The following is a 14,424-nucleotide window of genomic DNA, read 5'->3' on the forward strand; positions in this document are numbered from 1 at the left end:
GGTTCAGGAGGTGGAGCGAGTCGAACGGGTGGCCGCCGACCCCGCGCGACTCCCCCGAACGTTGCCGCGCCGGCCGCATACAACGGCCCCCTTCCTCCGGACCGATGACCCCAGACCCCGACCGACCGCTCGACCCCGACCGACCGCTCGACCCCGACGAGGACCGCGACCCCGACCTCTCGGAGGGCGAGGCGCCCCAGGCCATGCGGCTCTTTACCGAGCCCGAGGAGTCCGACGTCCGTCTCGACCCCAACAACCCGGCCTTCGACCGCGTCCAGCAGGGGAAGGAGATCGACGAGGAGTACGAGCGGGAGTACAACCGACGCTACGTCAAGGAGCACGGTGACCACCGCGACCACGACCCCGTCCTCACCGACGACGCGGACGAGCCGCCGGCTGAGCCGCCTCCGCTCGGCGACGACGCGGGGTGACGCGCCTCGCCCTCGCCGTCGGGCTCGCCGTCCTCGCGTTAGCGGTCCCGGCGGAGGCCCAGCTCCGGCTCCACCTCGCCGTCACGCCGGACGCGCCGGGCGACACGACCGGCCTGCGGCGCCACCTCGACCCGTCTGGCGCCGCGGTCTACGTCGGCGAGGCGGTGCTCGAGGTGCCGGCGTCGTCGGTCGTGACGGTCGGGCTGGAGGAGGACGCCGACGGGGTGGCCGCCGTCTCGGTCTGGCTCGACGAGGCCTCTGCGCTGGTGCTCTCGCGCGTGACGACGGCCGCGACGGGCCGCGCCCTGGCCGTTCTCCACGACGGCCGCGTGCTGTCGTCGGCCCGGGTCGAGGGCGTCGTGGCGAATGGGCTGGTCCAGATCGCCGGGCTGCCGGCCGCCGACGCCGAGCGGCTCGCTCGAGCGCTGCGGGGGCCAACGGTCGCCACGGCCACGCCTCGCGCGCCGCGTCCGGTCGCCCCGTCGGCCCCGCCGGCCGACCCTCCGGCCCCGCCCGCCGCGGGCTCCGACGAGGCCGACCGGGCGGCGCTCGCCTTCGTCGACGCCTTGCGCCGACGGGCCTGGGCCGAGGCCGCCGACGCGCTCCACCCGAGCGCCCAGGCCGCCGTCCGTCCCGATGCCCTCGGCCTGCTCCGCCTCGACGGCCCGACGGTCCGCGTCCGCGACGGGCTCCAAGAGGGGGACTTCCCCCTGGCCGAGGTCGGCGTCGCCGACGTCCGCTCGCTCGACGCCCTCGGCGACCGGGACCTCGCGGCGCTCTACCTCGCCGGGCTCGGCGCCATCGGCGTCTGGCCGCCCGGCCGCCCGGCCACGGTCGTTGGCCGGGTCGCCGACGGGGCCGACGCCCACGTCATCTTGCAACGTGAGGGCGGCGCCGAGGCGGGGCTGTCGGAGGTCACCGTCGTAACCGTCCGCCGGGACGCGAGCGGGCGGTGGCGCGCGCTGCTGACCGAGGCGCGCGGGTACTGACCCCGCGTCAGTGGCCGTCGCGCGACGCGAAGAGCTCGCGGGACTGGGACCGCTCGTGGAGCACGCGGCCCCGCCACAGCAGGGCGCCCAGGGCGACGGGGACGGCGGCGACCGCCGCAGCGAGGAGAGAGAAGAGGGGGGGCATAAACGAGGGGGCCAGGGAACGAGCGAAGATGACGCGCCGCCGCCATCGAGCGTGCCCGACCCGCCGATCTCGGGCGCCCCCCGATGCGCGCGCCTCCCCCGAGTGTTCACCGCCGGGCGCCAACCCCGCCCGTCGCCGCCCCGTACTTGACCGACGCTCCCCCCCCGACCTCATGCCGACGCCCCCGCTCGGACTCGCTCCCGGAACCCGCCCCCGGGTCGTCGTGGTCGGCGCGGGGCACGGCGGCCTCGAGTGCGTGCTCGCCCTCCGCCGCGCGGCCGTCGACGTGCTGCTGGTCGACCGGAACAACTACCACAAGTTCCAGCCGCTCCTGTACCAGGTGGCCACGGCCGGGCTCGACACGTCCGACATCACGCAGCCCATCCGCCACATCGTGCGGACCCAGCAGAACGCCGACGTCCGCTTGGGGCTCGTGACCGGGGCCGACCTCGACGCCCGGACGCTCTCGCTCGACACCGGCGAGACGGTGGGGTACGACGTGCTCGTGCTCGCGCCCGGCGCCTCGACGGCGTTCTACGGGGTCGAGGGCGCGTTCGAGCACGCCTTCCCGATCAAGAACGTGCCGGACGCGATCGCCCTCCGGAGCCACGTCTTGAGCCAGTTCGAGGCCGCCGCCCGCGACCCGCACCGGATCGACGCGGGCGCGCTGACGACGGTCGTCGTCGGGGGCGGGCCGACGGGCGTCGAGATGGCCGGCGCGCTCCGTGAGCTGTTCGGCGTGCTGGCCGAGGACTTCCCGACGGTCGACGTCGGCAGGGCTCGCGTCGTGCTGGTGGACGGCGAGCGGCTCCCGCTGGCGGGCTACGACGCCGACCTCCGCGCGTACACCCGGGACACGCTCGTAAAAAAGGGGGCCGAAGTCCGGCTCGGGACCCACGTCGCCCGGGTCGAGCCCGACGGTGTGATCCTCGAAGACGGTGCCCGCATCGCAGCCGGGACCGTCGTCTGGGCCGCCGGCGTCCAGGCCAACCCGCTCGCCGACGCGCTCGGGCTGGAGCAGACGGACGGCGGGCGCGTCGTGGTGGACGAGACGCTGCGGGTGCCCGCCCACGACGCCGTGTTCGTCGTCGGCGACGCGGCGGGGGCGACGGATCCTGGGGGCGACCTGTACCCGCAGGTGGCCCAGGTCGCGATCCAGCAGGGCCGCCACGTCGCCCGGCTCATCGAGGCGATGGCGTCCGGCGACGCGGCCGACGCGCCGTTCCGGTACTCGGACCTCGGCCAGATGGCGACGATTGGCCGGAACGCCGCCGTGCTCCAGACGCCGGGCGGCCTCAAACTGACGGGCTTCCTCGCGTGGATGGGGTGGCTCCTGGTCCACCTCGTCAAGCTCGTCGGCTTCCGCAACCGGATCTCCGTCTTCGTCAACTGGCTCTACAACTACCTCACGTTCGACCGCGGCCCGCGCATCATCCTGACGACCGACCGGGGCGAGCGCGTCCGCCGGCCCGTGCTGGCGACGGCGCCGACCGAGGCGGGCCCGGGCGGCGGGTCCCACGACGAGCGGCTGGTCGAGGACGCGGAGGGAGCGGAGGCCGTGTCCGCCCGCCGCACGTAGCTTCCCCCGCCGCGCCCGCCCCATGACGCCCGTCCGCGACTCGCCCGACCTCTCCGCCGTCCGCGACGCCCTCGTCGGGGCCGACCGGGTCGTGATGACGACGCACCTCCGGCCGGACGGCGACGCGATCGGGACCGAGCTGGCGCTGGCGCGGGCGCTCCAGACGTTGGGCAAGACGGTCACGGTCCTCAACGCCGACCGCGTCCCACGCAACCTCGACTGGCTCGCCGAGGAGCAGCCGGCCGGGCTCCTCCACGTCTACGAGTCCGGCGACCTCGCCCAAGCCCAGGCCGTCGCCGACGCCGACGTGCTCTTGGTCGTCGACGCGAATGCGGCGCACCGGCTAGGGGACGTCGGCGACGTGTTCCGGAAGGCGGGAAAGCCTGTCCTGTTGCTCGATCACCACCCGGACCCCGAGCGCTGGTTCGACGTCGCCTGCGTCCGCACGGACACGGCGGCGGCGGCCGAGATCGCCTACGACTTGATCGCCGGCATCGACCCGGCGCTCATCGACCGGGCCGTCGCGACGGCGCTCTACGTCGGCATCATGACCGACACCGGGTCGTTCCGCTACGGCGCCACGACGCCCCGCACGCACGCCATCGTGGCCGACGTGTTGGAGCGCGGCGACTTGCGCCCAGAGCCGATCCACGTGGCCATCTTTGACGGCCGGAGCCGCGAGGGGCTCGCGCTCCTGAGCGCGTCGCTGGCCACCATCACGACGCACTACGACGGCCGGCTCGCGACGCTCTTCGTGACCCAGGACATGGTCCGCCAGTCCGGCGCCTTTTTCGACGAGACCGAGGGGCTCATCAACTACGGGCTCGCGCTCGACGGCGTGCTGGCGGCCGTCATCTTCTTGGAGCTGCCGTCGGGCGTCAAGCTCTCGTTCCGCTCCAAGGGCGACTGCCCCATCAACGGCTGGGCGACGCGGTTCGGCGGGGGCGGCCACCCCAACGCCTCGGGCGCCTTCGTCAAGGACGGCCAGCTCGCGCGGACGATGAAGGACGTGATCGACGCCGCGCCCCCCCACGTCGCCGCCGACCCCGCGCTGGCCGCCGACGACGGCGGGCTCTCCGACGCCGACCTCGCGCTGCTCGCTCAGTTCAAGGGGACGCTGGAGTAAGAGCGATCAGAAGCGGGCGGGGCGCGTTCCTCGGTCTCCGCAGACAGACCCGCCCCGAGGATGGACAAGCGCGCCGTCCACCATTCCCATCTCGAGATCATGGGCGGCACCCCCGTGTTCACGGGCACCCGCGTTCCGGTGGCCAGCCTGATCGACCACCTCAAAGCGGGCGACTCCACCGAGCGGTTCCTCGACGGCTTTCCCAGCGTCCGCCGCGAGCAGGCCGAGGCGTTCCTGTCCCTCGCGCTCGAAGAAGCTCTGGAGGTGACGCCCCAGGATGAGCTTGCTTGATGCGGGTCCTCCTCGACGAGCACCTGAACTGGCGTTTGGCCCGGGCGTTCGGTTGACTGCGCCGAGCAACCGACTGGAAGACACCATGGGCCTGGTGCTGGAGGTCGAGCGGAGGCCCAGCGTGGCGGAGCGAGAGCCACCGCAACCTCGCCTACGGTGTCATCCTGAGCGTGCGAAGGGTCTCACCTCGGACTCCGAAACCTGCCGCGCCGGCTCCAATGGCCTCCGCCGTCGGCGTTGAGATCCTTCACTCCGTTCAGGATGACAAGGCGGGGGGGAGGTTGCGACAGCCCCGAGGGCGGAGCCGGGACGACTGTACCGCGTTGGCCGCTGATCACTTTCTTTCGCCCTCGACTCCGACCTCCGCACCATGACGTCTCTCGTGTCCGGCGACCTGTTCGCCCAGCCCGGCCTCCTCGTCCTCCCCGTCGACGGCGACGGGCCCGAGCCTTGGCGGAGCGCCCTCGGACCCGCCTTCGACACGGCCCTGGCCGACGCCACCGCGGGGAAGCGGCCGGCGCTCATCGTGCGCGAGGACGGAGCGCGGGTCGCCGTCGTCGCGGTCGGCGACGAGCCCGGGGCCGAGCGCTGGCGGTGGGCCTCGGCGTCGGTCGCCGGGCCGATGGGCGGGCTCGGGATCGACCGCGTCGTGCTGGCGGTCCCGCCCAGCGATGGGGCCGAGACGGCGGCGGCGCTCGTCGAGGGGTTCCGCCTGGCGAGCTACCGGTTCGACGCCTACCGCACCGAGGAGGCGCCCGCCTCTCCGGATCTCGCCGTCTGGACCGACGACGCGCCGGACGATCTCGACGCCGCCGTCCGCCAGGCCGACGTTCGGGCCGAGGTCACGAGCTGGGCCCGAGACCTCGTCAACCTCCCGCCCGACGCCAAGATGCCCGCGGCGCTCGCCGACCGGATCGCCGAGACGGCGACCGAGGCCGGCGTCGCGTGCGACGTGTGGGACAAAGCCCGGATCGAGGCCGAGGGGATGGGCGGCCTGCTCGGCGTCAACCGGGGGAGCCTGGACCCGCCCCGGTTCGTCGTGCTGGAGTGGGCGCCCGACGGCACGGAAAGCGACGCGCCGGTCGTCCTCGTCGGCAAGACGGTGACGTACGACACGGGCGGCCTGTCGCTCAAGCCGACGAAGGACTCGATGGACAAGATGAAGGCCGACATGGCGGGCGGCGCGGCCGTCGCGGCGGCCGTCGTCGGGGCCGCGCGGCTGGGGCTGAAGACGAGGGTGATCGGGCTCCTGCCGATGTCGGACAACCGGCCCGGCGGCCGGGCCTACGCCCCCGGCGACGTCCTCACGATGCACTCGGGCGCGACGGTCGAGGTCCTCAACACCGACGCCGAGGGCCGCCTGCTCCTGGCCGACGCCCTCAGCTACGCCCGCGGCCTCGGGCCCCGCTGGGTCTTGGACGCGGCCACGCTGACCGGCGCCCAGGGCATCGCGCTCGGCGAGCGCGTCGCCGCCGTGGTCGCCCGCGACGCCGACCGCGCCCTGGCCGACCGCGTCCACCGGGCCGGCGAGGCGACGGGCGACCTGGCGTGGCCGCTCCCGCTCTACCCCCACTACCGCGACCAGCTCAAGAGCGACGTGGCCGACCTGAAAAACGTCGGCGGGCGGATGGCCGGGACGATCACGGCCGCCGCCTTTTTGGAACCGTTCACCCGGACCGACGGCGAGCCGGCCTTCCCGTGGGTCCACATCGACCTCGCTCGGCCCGCGTTTTTGGACACGGCCTACGGCTACCGGCCGACCGGCGCCAGCGGCTTCGGCGTCCGCTTGCTCCTCGATTTGCTGGCGGAGGAGGTAGAGGGTGGAAGGTAGAGGATGGCGAATGGCCGGGACAGGCTGGGAGCCCGCGAGCGTCTGGACGAGCTCATGCTAAACCCAGACCCCCCGCTTTCCGGCCGGTCGCTGAGCCTGTCCTGAGCGGAGCCGAAGGGCTCCCAGGCTCGGAAAGCTGTCCCCCTGATCCAGGGGGACAGTCTGGCTGATCCAGGGGGACCGTCTGGGCGCCCGCTGAGCGAAGCGATGGGCGCTCGGACGGGGGGTCCGGGCCGGAGGTCAGTAGCATGCGCTCGCCCTGCCGCGAGCGCCAACCGCGACGCGGGCGCCCCTATCCTCTGCTTTCCACCCTCTACTCGCAATGCCCCGACCCCTCGCCCTCGCGCTGCTCCTCCCGCTCGCCGCCTGCGCGACCGACCCCGACGCCGCCGGCACCACCAACCCGGACGTGACGACGCCGGCCGAGGTCCCGCCGTCCGCCGCCGCCGATCCCATCGCCGTCCCGACAGACACCCTGCCCCGCCAGAGCGGGGTGCCCGCCGGCTCGGCCACAACGCTCCCCGAGTAGATGGCCCGCCCGCTCTTGGCTGTCAGCCTGGGCGACCCGAATGGGATCGGCCCCGAGGTCGTCCTCAAAGCGGCCCGCCACGACGACGGCGCCGACCTGCTCGCGGTCGGCAGCGCTGCCGTGCTCCGCCAGCAGGCCCAGGCGCTCGGGCTGGGGCCCGCGAGGGAGGTGTCTGATGTGGCCGAGGCAGCGGGGGAGGGGCTGGCGGTTCTCGACCCGGACCCCGGGAGCCGGCCGGCGCTGGACGCCGGGCAGACGACGGCCGAGGGTGGGCGCCGGGCGATGGAGGCCGTCGCGCTCGCGGTCGACCTCGCGCTCGACGGCCGCGTCGACGGCATCGTGACGGCGCCGATCTCGAAGGAGGCCATCGCGCTCGCCGGCTACACCGTCCCGGGCCACACCGAGTTCTTGCAGCAGCGGACGGGCGCGTCGACCGTCGTGATGGTGCTCGCGGCCGACCTCCCGGCGGGCCCGCTCCGCGTCGCGCTGGTGACGATCCACGTCCCGGTCTCGGCGGTCCCGGCCCTCATCACCGTCGAACGGATTCAGAGGACGTGCCGGACGCTGGCCGACGCGCTCGCGTGTGACCTCGGCATCGAGGCGCCGCGGCTGGCGGTCTTGGGCCTCAACCCGCACGCGGGCGACGGCGGCGTCATCGGGCGCGAGGAGATCGACGTGATCCGCCCTGCGCTCGACGGGCTCCGCGCCGAGGGCCGCGCCGTCGAGGGCCCGTTCCCCGCCGACGCTTTTTTTGGACGGGGCGGCTGGCGGAACGTCGACGCCGTCGTGGCGATGCTCCACGACCAGGGGCTCGCCCCGTTCAAGGCGCTCGCCCAAGGGGCCGGCGTCAACGTCACGCTCGGGCTCCCCATCGTCCGGACGAGCCCGGACCACGGGACGGCGTTCGACCTCGCCGGCCAGGGCGTCGCGGACGCCTCGTCGATGCGGGCCGCCGTCCGCCTGGCCGCCGACATGGCCCGGCGCCGGAGGAGCGAGTCGACGCGGTGAGCCGACATCGGCTCTCCCGACGAGGGGCTGACAAGGGGAGGCTTTCACAATCCGGCTCCGCCCTCTCATGTCGTCATCCCCGCGCAGGCGGGGATCCAGGGCGTCGGGGCACGGTGTCGCTCGGCACTCTGGATCCCCGCCTGCGCGGGGATGACGGGGTCGGGGGTCGGGGAGTGGCGTCCTCTGTGAAACCCTCCCCCTACCAGTGACGAGGGGGCGATCCAGGGCGAGAATTCCTCTCACTCAGCCTCCCACACGCCTCCCGTACGGCGACTCACCCCTCCGCGACCGCCAGCTGCCCGCACGCCGCGTCGATGTCCTGACCCCGGCTCCGGCGGACCGTCACGCGGACGCGCCGCCGCACCAGCTCGGCGATGAACGCCTCCAACGTCGGCTCGTCGGACGACCGGAAGTCGGTGCCCTCGACCGGGTTGTACATGATCAAGTTGACCTTGCACGGGGCCCAGCTCGCGATCCGGGCCAGGTTGCGCGCGTCCTCGACCGTGTCGTTGACGCCCGAGAACAGGCAGTACTCGTAGGTCACGGGCCGGCCCGTCACGGCGTACCAGTGGCGGACGGCCTGCCCGAGCGCCTTGAGGTCCGTCTTCTCCGACCGGTTGACGGGCATGATCGCGCTCCGCTGGCCGTCGGTCGGCGCGTGGAGGCTGATCGCGAGCCCGGCCGGGCGGACGCGGCCCTCGGCCTGGTCGTCGGCGAAGTCGCGGATCCGGCGGGCGAGCCCGACCGTCGAGACGGTGACCCGCTTGGGCGACAGGCCGAGCCCGTCGCACAGCAGGTCGAGGCTGGCGGTCACGGCGCCGTAGTTCTGCATCGGCTCGCCCATCCCCATGTAGACGACGTTCGTCACGCCTCGGCCGAACGTCTCGCGCGCGACGCGGTCCATGGCGTGGACCTGCTCGGCGATCTGGCCGGCCGTCAGGTTCTCCTGGAACCCCATGAGCCCCGTCGCGCAGAACGAGCACTCCATCGCACACCCGACCTGGGACGAGACGCAGACCGTCAGCCGGCGGGCGGCCCCGTCGTCGTCGAGGTCGGGGATGAGGACGGTCTCGATGTGGCGGCCGGAGGGGAGCCGGAACAGGCTCTTGAGCGTCCGGTCGGTGGCCTGCTGGCGGCGGACCTCCGTCAGCGTCCCGAGCTGGGCGGTCTCGGCGAGCCGCTCGCGGAAGCCGGCCGGCAAGTCGGTCATGGCGTCGAACGACGTCGCGCCCTTCTCGTGGATCCACTTGAACAGCTGGCGCCCGCGGAAGCGCGGCTCGCCCATGTCGAGGGCGAGCGCCTCCAGCGCGGGGGCGTCGAGCGAGCGGAGGTCGGGGCGGGGCGTCTCCATGCTGCAAGAAACGGCACGGGCGGGCCGACCGCGCCCGACGGCGGGGGGGCTGGGGTGAAGCCGACGCGGCAGACGTGTGAATCCGCCTACCTTCGGGCGTCCTCCCCGACCCCCCATGTCGAAGATCCCGCCTGCGGGGCGCCGCCTCGTCCTCGCCCTCGTCCTCTTCCCGGCACTGGCTGTCGCCCAGTCGAGCCCACTGCCGGCCTCGTTTCTTCCGGGCGGCGCCGCCGACGAGGGCTGCTACGCCCAGTGGTCGACGCGGTCGGCCGTCCGCGCCTACAGCGCGCCGACGCCGATGAGCACGCCCCTCCGGACCGTCGACGCCGAGCGGCGGATCGACGCCAACGACTACTCGGAGTCGCTGACGGCCGTCCTGGCGCCGGGCCTGGCCCGCGTCCGCCGGCCGATCACGGCGGAGGCCAGCCGGTTGGGGGCGCGCGCGCCCGAGCGGCTGCTGCTCTCGCCGGGCGACGAGGTGGCGGTTCTCGCGCCGGGCGGCGAGGGCTCGGTCGTGTTCTCCGTCCGGGGCGAGACCTACGTCGGCTACGTGCCCGGCTACGACGACGGCGGCGGCCAGGTCGAGGTGATCCGCCAGCCGGTGACGGAGCTGTGGGTCCGCCTGGTCGAGCACGGGCCGGACCGGCCGGCGGCCTGGGTCAACACGGCCCAGGCGGGGATGGCGCCGCGCGAGCCGTTCTGCCAGTAGGCGGCCCGGCGGACTCGGAACGGGGCTTCGGGCGACGGTCTCCGCCGATGAAACGATCTTGCTGCGTGCCCTCCTCGCTGCGGCGAACGACCATGAACCGTGTCTGCATCGTCGGAGCCTCGGGCAAGCTCGGCCGGTACATGGTCTGGCACGCCCTGGACCGGGGCTACGCCGTGACCGGCGTCTGCCGCGAGCAGAGCGTGGGCAAGCTCGACGCCTTCCGCGAGCGCATCACGGTCGTCCCCGGGCGGACGGACGACCGCGCCGTCGTCCGGGAGGCCGTCGCGGGGTGCGACGGGGTCCTGACGGTCCTGGCGCCGTGGGGCGTCCAGCAGTATGCGTCGGGAACGGCGCAGGCCGTGCTGGACGCGGCCGGGCCCGGCGCGCGGCTCGTCTTCTCGTGCGGGTGGCACATCACCCGGGACGGGCAGGACGTCTACTCGCGGACGTTCACGACGCTCGTCAAGGTCGGCGGCTGGCTCGCCAAGCTCTTCCGCTACGCGGAGGTCGACGACCAGGTCGAGGCGTGCCGGCGGGTCTTCGAGAGCGACGCGCGTTGGACCGTCGTCAGGGGGAGCGACCTCGACGAAGGCGAGAGCGAGGGGCTCCCCGTGTGGAGCCGGCACGTGGGCGACCCCGTCCTGGCGAGCAACCGGACGCGCCGCGTGGACTTCGCGCTGTTCATGGTCGAGGCGCTCACGAACGACGGGCTGATCCACGAGGCCCCGGCCATCGTCGGGTGTCAGACGCCCTCGGCGCTCTCGCACGCCGCCGACCACGGGCTCTGAGCAGAGGGCGCTCCGCACGAGAGGGCCGTCCGCATCGTGCGTACGGAGGGCGCCCTCCAGGGTCGCGGGCGCTCCCACCTGTCCCGGACTCGGTCGTCCTTACACGAGCCACAGCAGCGCCGCGTACCTCGCCACGCGCAGCCCGGCCACGAGCGGAACGAACCACGCCAGCGGCACGCGCCCGACGCCGGCCGCCAGCGTCAGCGGGTCGCCGACGACGGGGAGCCACGAGAGCAGCAGTGCGGGGACGCCCCAGCGCTCGGTCCAGCCCAGCGCCGCGCGCCCGGACCGCGACGCCATCAGCCGGTCGCCGATGCGCTCGCGCGCCAGCCGCCCGATGGCGTAGTTGACCAGGCACCCGGCCGTGTTGCCGACGCTCGCCCACAGCAGGGCCGTCGGCGGCGCCAGCCCGGCCGCGACGGCGGCCACGAACGCGGCCTCGGACGAGACCGGCACCAGCGTCGCCCCGACGAACGCGGCCAGCGCCAGGCCCGCCGCGCCGTAGGTCAGGACCCACTCGGCGAGATCGGGGCTCACGGCGCCGACCGCCGGGCCGTCCGCGCCGCCAGCCCGAGCGCGAGCCCGGCGACCCCCACGCTCACGCCCAGGCACAGACCCAGGCTCAGCGTTGTCCCCGGGATCGCGTCCGGCAGCCCGCCCATCCCGTAGCGGAGCAGGCCGACCCCGTACGTCGCCGGGTTCAGCCGCATCGCGAGCGCGACCGCCGCCGACGCGCCGGCCTCGGGGAAGAACGCGCCCGACAGCAGCCACACCGGGATCAGGACGACGTTCATCACGGCGTGGTACGCCCGGCCCGTCCGGAGCCGCCACGCCATCACGAACCCGAACGCGCAGAACGTGACGGCCAGCAGGACGGCCGCCAGCAGCGCGACGGCCGTTCCCGCCAGCCCCGGCCACAACCCGACCGTCGGCCCGAGGGCTCCAATCAACGCGGCTTGCCCGACGGCCAGCGTCGTCCCCCCGAGAACGACGCCGAGTACGAGCGCCGCGCGCGGCTGCGGCGCTACCAGCACGGCCTGGAGCACGCCCGACTGGCGGTCCTCCACGACCGACAGCGTCGAGTAGATCGCCGTGAACAGGACGGTCAGGGCCACCATCCCGGGCAACAGGTACTGGAGGTACCCGGCGTCGGAGCCCGGCACGACGACGCTGCCGGCGAAGCCGAACCCGAACACGACCCAGAACAACACCGGCTGCGCCAGCACGCCGACGACGCGGGCCCGGTCGCGCAGGAACACGCGGATCTCGCGGCCCCACAGGGCGAGGACGGCGGCGGTCATCGGCCCCCCCGCCCGCCCACGACGGCCGCAAACACGTCCGCCAGGGTGGGAGGCTGGATCGACAGGGCGCGGACGTCGGGCCGGGCGTAGAACGGCGCGACGAGGTCGCGGGCGGACGGCGACACCACCAGCACGCGGTCGACGACGGCGCGGGCGTCGTGGCCCTCGCCGCGGAGCGTGGCCGCCAGTGCGTCGGCGTCGTCGGTGTCGAGCCAGAGCGCGTCCGGCCCGAGCGCCGACGTGAGCGCGTCCGGCGTCCCGTCGGCGACGACGCGGCCGGCGTCCACGATCACGACGCGGTCGCAGCGGGCGGCCTCGTCCATCGCGTGCGTGGCGACGACCTGGGCGCCGTCGGCGCGGCGGCGGTCGAGGGCGGCCCAGAAGGCGTCGCGGGCCAACACGTCGAGCCCGGTCGTCGGCTCGTCCAAGAGCGCGAGCGTCGGCCGGTGGAGCAAGCCCCGCGCGAGGTCGAGGCGCCGGACCATCCCGCCCGAGAACGTGCCGACCCGGTCGCCGGCGCGGTCGGCCAGGCCGGCGTCCGCCAAGGCGTCCGCGACGCGGCCGGCCACCTCCGCCCGGTCGATGCGGACCAGCGCCGCCTGGAGCCGGAGCGCCTCGCGCGCCGTCAGCGCGGGGTCGAGCGCGGGGCTCTGGAACACGACGCCGAGGTGCCGGCGGACGACATCCGGCTGGCCCACCACGTCGGCGCCAGCGACCTCGACGCGGCCGGCGTCCGGCCGGAGCTGGGTCGACGCGACGCGGAGCAGCGTCGTCTTCCCGCTCCCGTTCCGCCCCAACAGCGCCACCCGCTCTCGCGCGCCGACGGTCAGGCTCACGCCGTCGAGCGCCCGGGTCTCCCCGAACGTGTGGGCGACGCCGGTGGCCACCAGCGCGGGGACGGGGTCGGCCACGAAAGCGGGGTTCAGGGCAGGGCGACCGCATGCTCGCCCCGGACCCCCCGCTTTCCGGCCGGTCGCTGCGCTCCCAGGCTCGGAACGCTGTCCCCCTGAGTCAGGGGGACAGTCTGAGCGCCCGCTGAGCGAAGCGATGGGCGCTCGGACGGGGGGTTCGGGCCGGAGATCATCAACATGCGGTCGCCCTGGGGTTCAGGGTGGTGCGGACGTCGGGGTGTGTGGGAGGGGCCCGGTGGAGCGGTGTCGCCCCTCCCACACCCCCTCCACCCACACGCATTCCGCCCTAGCGGAGGAGGAAGTCGGCGACGACGAGCACGAAGAAGGCCGGGACGTAGGCGATCGACGCCAGCAGGAGCCGCCGGGCGCGGGCGTCGGTGGGCTCGGAGAAGAACGAGAAGGCCGGGATCGTGAACGCCGTCCCGAGCCCGGCCATCCCGGCGAGGAACAGCGGGCCGGCCTGCCCGACCGCCGCCGGCAGCACGCCGGCCACGAGCAGCAAGAGCGACGCCCCGAGCACCATCGCCGCCAGCGTCCGCTCGCCTCGGTCCGCGCTCGGCAACATCCGGAAGCCGCCGCGCCGGTAGTCCTCGCGGAACATCCAGGCGAGCGCGTAGAAGTGGGGGAGCTGCCACAAGTACAGGATCGCGAACAGCGCCCAGCCGACCGCGTCGAGTGCGCCGGTCGCCGCGGCGGCCCCGCCGAGCGCCGGCAGCGCGCCCGGGATCGCCCCGACGAGTGTGTTGTGGACGGTCGTCCGCTTGAGCGGCGTGTAGACGCCGACGTAGAGGGCCACCGTCAGGAGCGCGAGCCCGGTCGTGAGCGGGTTCGTGGTGGTCGCCAGCACGACCGCGCCGACGACCACACACACCGCCGCGTAGGTCGTCGCGTGGCTCGGGCTCATCCGGCCGCCGGGGAGCGGGCGGGTCGCCGTCCGTGCCATCCGGGCGTCGTGCTCACGCTCGACGACGTGGTTGAGCGCTGCCGCGCCGCCGCCGGTCAGCCCGGTCCCCGCCATGAGCCCCAGCAGCACCACCCAGTCGACGGGCCCGGTCGCGCCCAGGAGATACCCCGCGGCGGCCATCACCACGACGAACGCCGTGATCCCGGGCTTCAGAAGCTCCTTGTAGTCCGAGAGCAGGGTGGACGCGGTCGGAGCCTCGACGGCGACGGCCACGGCGGACGAGGGGCTGGGCCTCATGCGTGCGTGGGGCGGGGGGAGTCAATCAACGCGCGGAGACCGCACCGTTCCGTCAAAAAACGGGCAGGACGGGGGGAGGGAACGGGGAACGAGAGACGAGGAACGGGCAGACGAGATCCGGCCCGCTCGTGGGACCGCACCGAGTCCATCTCGTCGCCGGTCCGTGCGCATTTTGCCCGCTCCCGCGACGACCGCGCGTTGCCCGACCCGCGAGACCCGCCGTACCCGCACGAC

At 74.2% G+C, this 14,424-nt stretch carries 16 protein-coding genes; 10 read left to right on the forward strand and 6 right to left on the reverse strand.

What is annotated here, in order from left to right; translation table 11 throughout:
* Window positions 1–104: 104 nt before the first annotated feature.
* Both ACOOHE_RS08030 and ACOOHE_RS08035 read left to right on the forward strand, forming a co-directional pair.
* Window positions 105–431 carry a hypothetical protein gene (locus tag ACOOHE_RS08030; protein ID WP_420457283.1) on the forward strand — a complete coding sequence of 109 codons (327 nt, stop codon included), beginning with the start codon at window positions 105–107 and terminating at the stop codon, window positions 429–431.
* Window positions 428–1,420, forward strand: a complete 993-nt coding sequence (locus tag ACOOHE_RS08035) for a SecDF P1 head subdomain-containing protein (RefSeq protein WP_420457284.1) — start codon at window positions 428–430, stop codon at window positions 1,418–1,420. The genes ACOOHE_RS08030 and ACOOHE_RS08035 overlap by 4 nt, the downstream gene beginning before the upstream one ends.
* Window positions 1,421–1,427: 7 nt before the next feature.
* Here the strand turns inward: ACOOHE_RS08035 and ACOOHE_RS08040 are convergent, their stop codons facing one another.
* Complete coding sequence (locus ACOOHE_RS08040; protein ID WP_420457285.1) at window positions 1,428–1,565, reverse strand: hypothetical protein; 138 nt, start codon at window positions 1,563–1,565, stop codon at window positions 1,428–1,430.
* A 172-nt stretch (window positions 1,566–1,737) separates the two neighbouring features.
* On the opposite strand from ACOOHE_RS08040, the gene ACOOHE_RS08045 reads away from it, so the two are divergent.
* The 6 genes from ACOOHE_RS08045 to pdxA all read left to right on the forward strand — a co-directional run bounded on the left by ACOOHE_RS08045 (window position 1,738) and on the right by pdxA (window position 7,929).
* Window positions 1,738–3,144, forward strand: coding sequence for an NAD(P)/FAD-dependent oxidoreductase (locus ACOOHE_RS08045; RefSeq protein ID WP_420457286.1), 1,407 nt, complete (start codon window positions 1,738–1,740; stop codon window positions 3,142–3,144).
* A gap of 22 nt (window positions 3,145–3,166) precedes the next feature.
* On the forward strand, window positions 3,167–4,270 hold the full coding sequence (locus ACOOHE_RS08050; RefSeq protein WP_420457287.1) for a DHH family phosphoesterase: 1,104 nt from the start codon (window positions 3,167–3,169) through the stop codon (window positions 4,268–4,270).
* Window positions 4,271–4,330: 60 nt separating this feature from the next.
* Entirely contained in the window at window positions 4,331–4,561 is a 231-nt protein-coding gene (locus tag ACOOHE_RS08055) for a DUF433 domain-containing protein (protein WP_420457288.1), read from the forward strand.
* Window positions 4,562–4,931: 370 nt separating this feature from the next.
* Window positions 4,932–6,392, forward strand: a complete 1,461-nt coding sequence (locus tag ACOOHE_RS08060; RefSeq protein ID WP_420457289.1) for a leucyl aminopeptidase family protein — start codon at window positions 4,932–4,934, stop codon at window positions 6,390–6,392.
* 322 nt (window positions 6,393–6,714) lie between these two features.
* Window positions 6,715–6,921, forward strand: coding sequence for a hypothetical protein (locus tag ACOOHE_RS08065; RefSeq protein WP_420457290.1), 207 nt, complete (start codon window positions 6,715–6,717; stop codon window positions 6,919–6,921).
* Window positions 6,922–7,929, forward strand: a complete 1,008-nt coding sequence (pdxA, locus tag ACOOHE_RS08070) for a 4-hydroxythreonine-4-phosphate dehydrogenase PdxA (protein WP_420457291.1) — start codon at window positions 6,922–6,924, stop codon at window positions 7,927–7,929.
* 274 nt (window positions 7,930–8,203) lie between these two features.
* On the opposite strand, the gene rlmN is transcribed toward pdxA, so the two are convergent.
* Window positions 8,204–9,280, reverse strand: coding sequence for a 23S rRNA (adenine(2503)-C(2))-methyltransferase RlmN (rlmN, locus tag ACOOHE_RS08075; protein WP_420457292.1), 1,077 nt, complete (start codon window positions 9,278–9,280; stop codon window positions 8,204–8,206).
* 115 nt (window positions 9,281–9,395) lie between these two features.
* Between rlmN and ACOOHE_RS08080 the strand changes: the two genes are divergently transcribed.
* Together ACOOHE_RS08080 and ACOOHE_RS08085 are read left to right on the forward strand one after the other, a co-directional pair.
* Window positions 9,396–9,989, forward strand: a complete 594-nt coding sequence (locus ACOOHE_RS08080) for a hypothetical protein (protein WP_420457293.1) — start codon at window positions 9,396–9,398, stop codon at window positions 9,987–9,989.
* 92 nt (window positions 9,990–10,081) lie between these two features.
* On the forward strand, window positions 10,082–10,777 hold the full coding sequence (locus ACOOHE_RS08085; protein WP_420457294.1) for an NAD(P)-dependent oxidoreductase: 696 nt from the start codon (window positions 10,082–10,084) through the stop codon (window positions 10,775–10,777).
* A gap of 99 nt (window positions 10,778–10,876) precedes the next feature.
* Here ACOOHE_RS08085 and ACOOHE_RS08090 read toward each other — a convergent pair whose 3' ends face one another.
* The 4 genes from ACOOHE_RS08090 to cyoE form a co-directional block, all read right to left on the reverse strand.
* A complete protein-coding gene (locus ACOOHE_RS08090) occupies window positions 10,877–11,314 on the reverse strand; it encodes a YqaA family protein (RefSeq protein ID WP_420457295.1) in 438 nt (145 codons plus the stop codon).
* A complete protein-coding gene (locus ACOOHE_RS08095; RefSeq protein ID WP_420457296.1) occupies window positions 11,311–12,078 on the reverse strand; it encodes an ABC transporter permease in 768 nt (255 codons plus the stop codon). The genes ACOOHE_RS08090 and ACOOHE_RS08095 overlap by 4 nt, the downstream gene beginning before the upstream one ends.
* Window positions 12,075–12,989, reverse strand: a complete 915-nt coding sequence (locus tag ACOOHE_RS08100) for an ABC transporter ATP-binding protein (protein ID WP_420457297.1) — start codon at window positions 12,987–12,989, stop codon at window positions 12,075–12,077. Before ACOOHE_RS08100 ends, ACOOHE_RS08095 begins: the two co-directional genes overlap by 4 nt.
* A gap of 286 nt (window positions 12,990–13,275) precedes the next feature.
* Window positions 13,276–14,190, reverse strand: a complete 915-nt coding sequence (gene cyoE, locus ACOOHE_RS08105) for a heme o synthase (protein ID WP_420457298.1) — start codon at window positions 14,188–14,190, stop codon at window positions 13,276–13,278.
* Window positions 14,191–14,424 lie beyond the last annotated feature (234 nt).

The organism is Rubrivirga sp. (assembly GCF_965213695.1).
In the GTDB taxonomy this organism is placed as follows: domain Bacteria; phylum Bacteroidota; class Rhodothermia; order Rhodothermales; family Rubricoccaceae; genus Rubrivirga.

Bases quoted from the DNA above. Each gene is read 5' to 3' on its own strand.
- ACOOHE_RS08030 (WP_420457283.1), top strand. From the start codon at position 105: ATGACCCCAGACCCCGACCGACCGCTCGACCCCGACCGACCGCTCGAC.
- ACOOHE_RS08040 (WP_420457285.1), bottom strand. From the start codon at position 1,565: ATGCCCCCCCTCTTCTCTCTCCTCGCTGCGGCGGTCGCCGCCGTCCCC.
- ACOOHE_RS08045 (WP_420457286.1), top strand. From the start codon at position 1,738: ATGCCGACGCCCCCGCTCGGACTCGCTCCCGGAACCCGCCCCCGGGTC.
- ACOOHE_RS08050 (WP_420457287.1), top strand. From the start codon at position 3,167: ATGACGCCCGTCCGCGACTCGCCCGACCTCTCCGCCGTCCGCGACGCC.
- ACOOHE_RS08055 (WP_420457288.1), top strand. From the start codon at position 4,331: ATGGACAAGCGCGCCGTCCACCATTCCCATCTCGAGATCATGGGCGGC.
- ACOOHE_RS08060 (WP_420457289.1), top strand. From the start codon at position 4,932: ATGACGTCTCTCGTGTCCGGCGACCTGTTCGCCCAGCCCGGCCTCCTC.
- ACOOHE_RS08065 (WP_420457290.1), top strand. From the start codon at position 6,715: ATGCCCCGACCCCTCGCCCTCGCGCTGCTCCTCCCGCTCGCCGCCTGC.
- pdxA (WP_420457291.1), top strand. From the start codon at position 6,922: ATGGCCCGCCCGCTCTTGGCTGTCAGCCTGGGCGACCCGAATGGGATC.
- rlmN (WP_420457292.1), bottom strand. From the start codon at position 9,280: ATGGAGACGCCCCGCCCCGACCTCCGCTCGCTCGACGCCCCCGCGCTG.
- ACOOHE_RS08080 (WP_420457293.1), top strand. From the start codon at position 9,396: ATGTCGAAGATCCCGCCTGCGGGGCGCCGCCTCGTCCTCGCCCTCGTC.
- ACOOHE_RS08085 (WP_420457294.1), top strand. From the start codon at position 10,082: ATGAACCGTGTCTGCATCGTCGGAGCCTCGGGCAAGCTCGGCCGGTAC.
- ACOOHE_RS08095 (WP_420457296.1), bottom strand. From the start codon at position 12,078: ATGACCGCCGCCGTCCTCGCCCTGTGGGGCCGCGAGATCCGCGTGTTC.
- cyoE (WP_420457298.1), bottom strand. From the start codon at position 14,190: ATGAGGCCCAGCCCCTCGTCCGCCGTGGCCGTCGCCGTCGAGGCTCCG.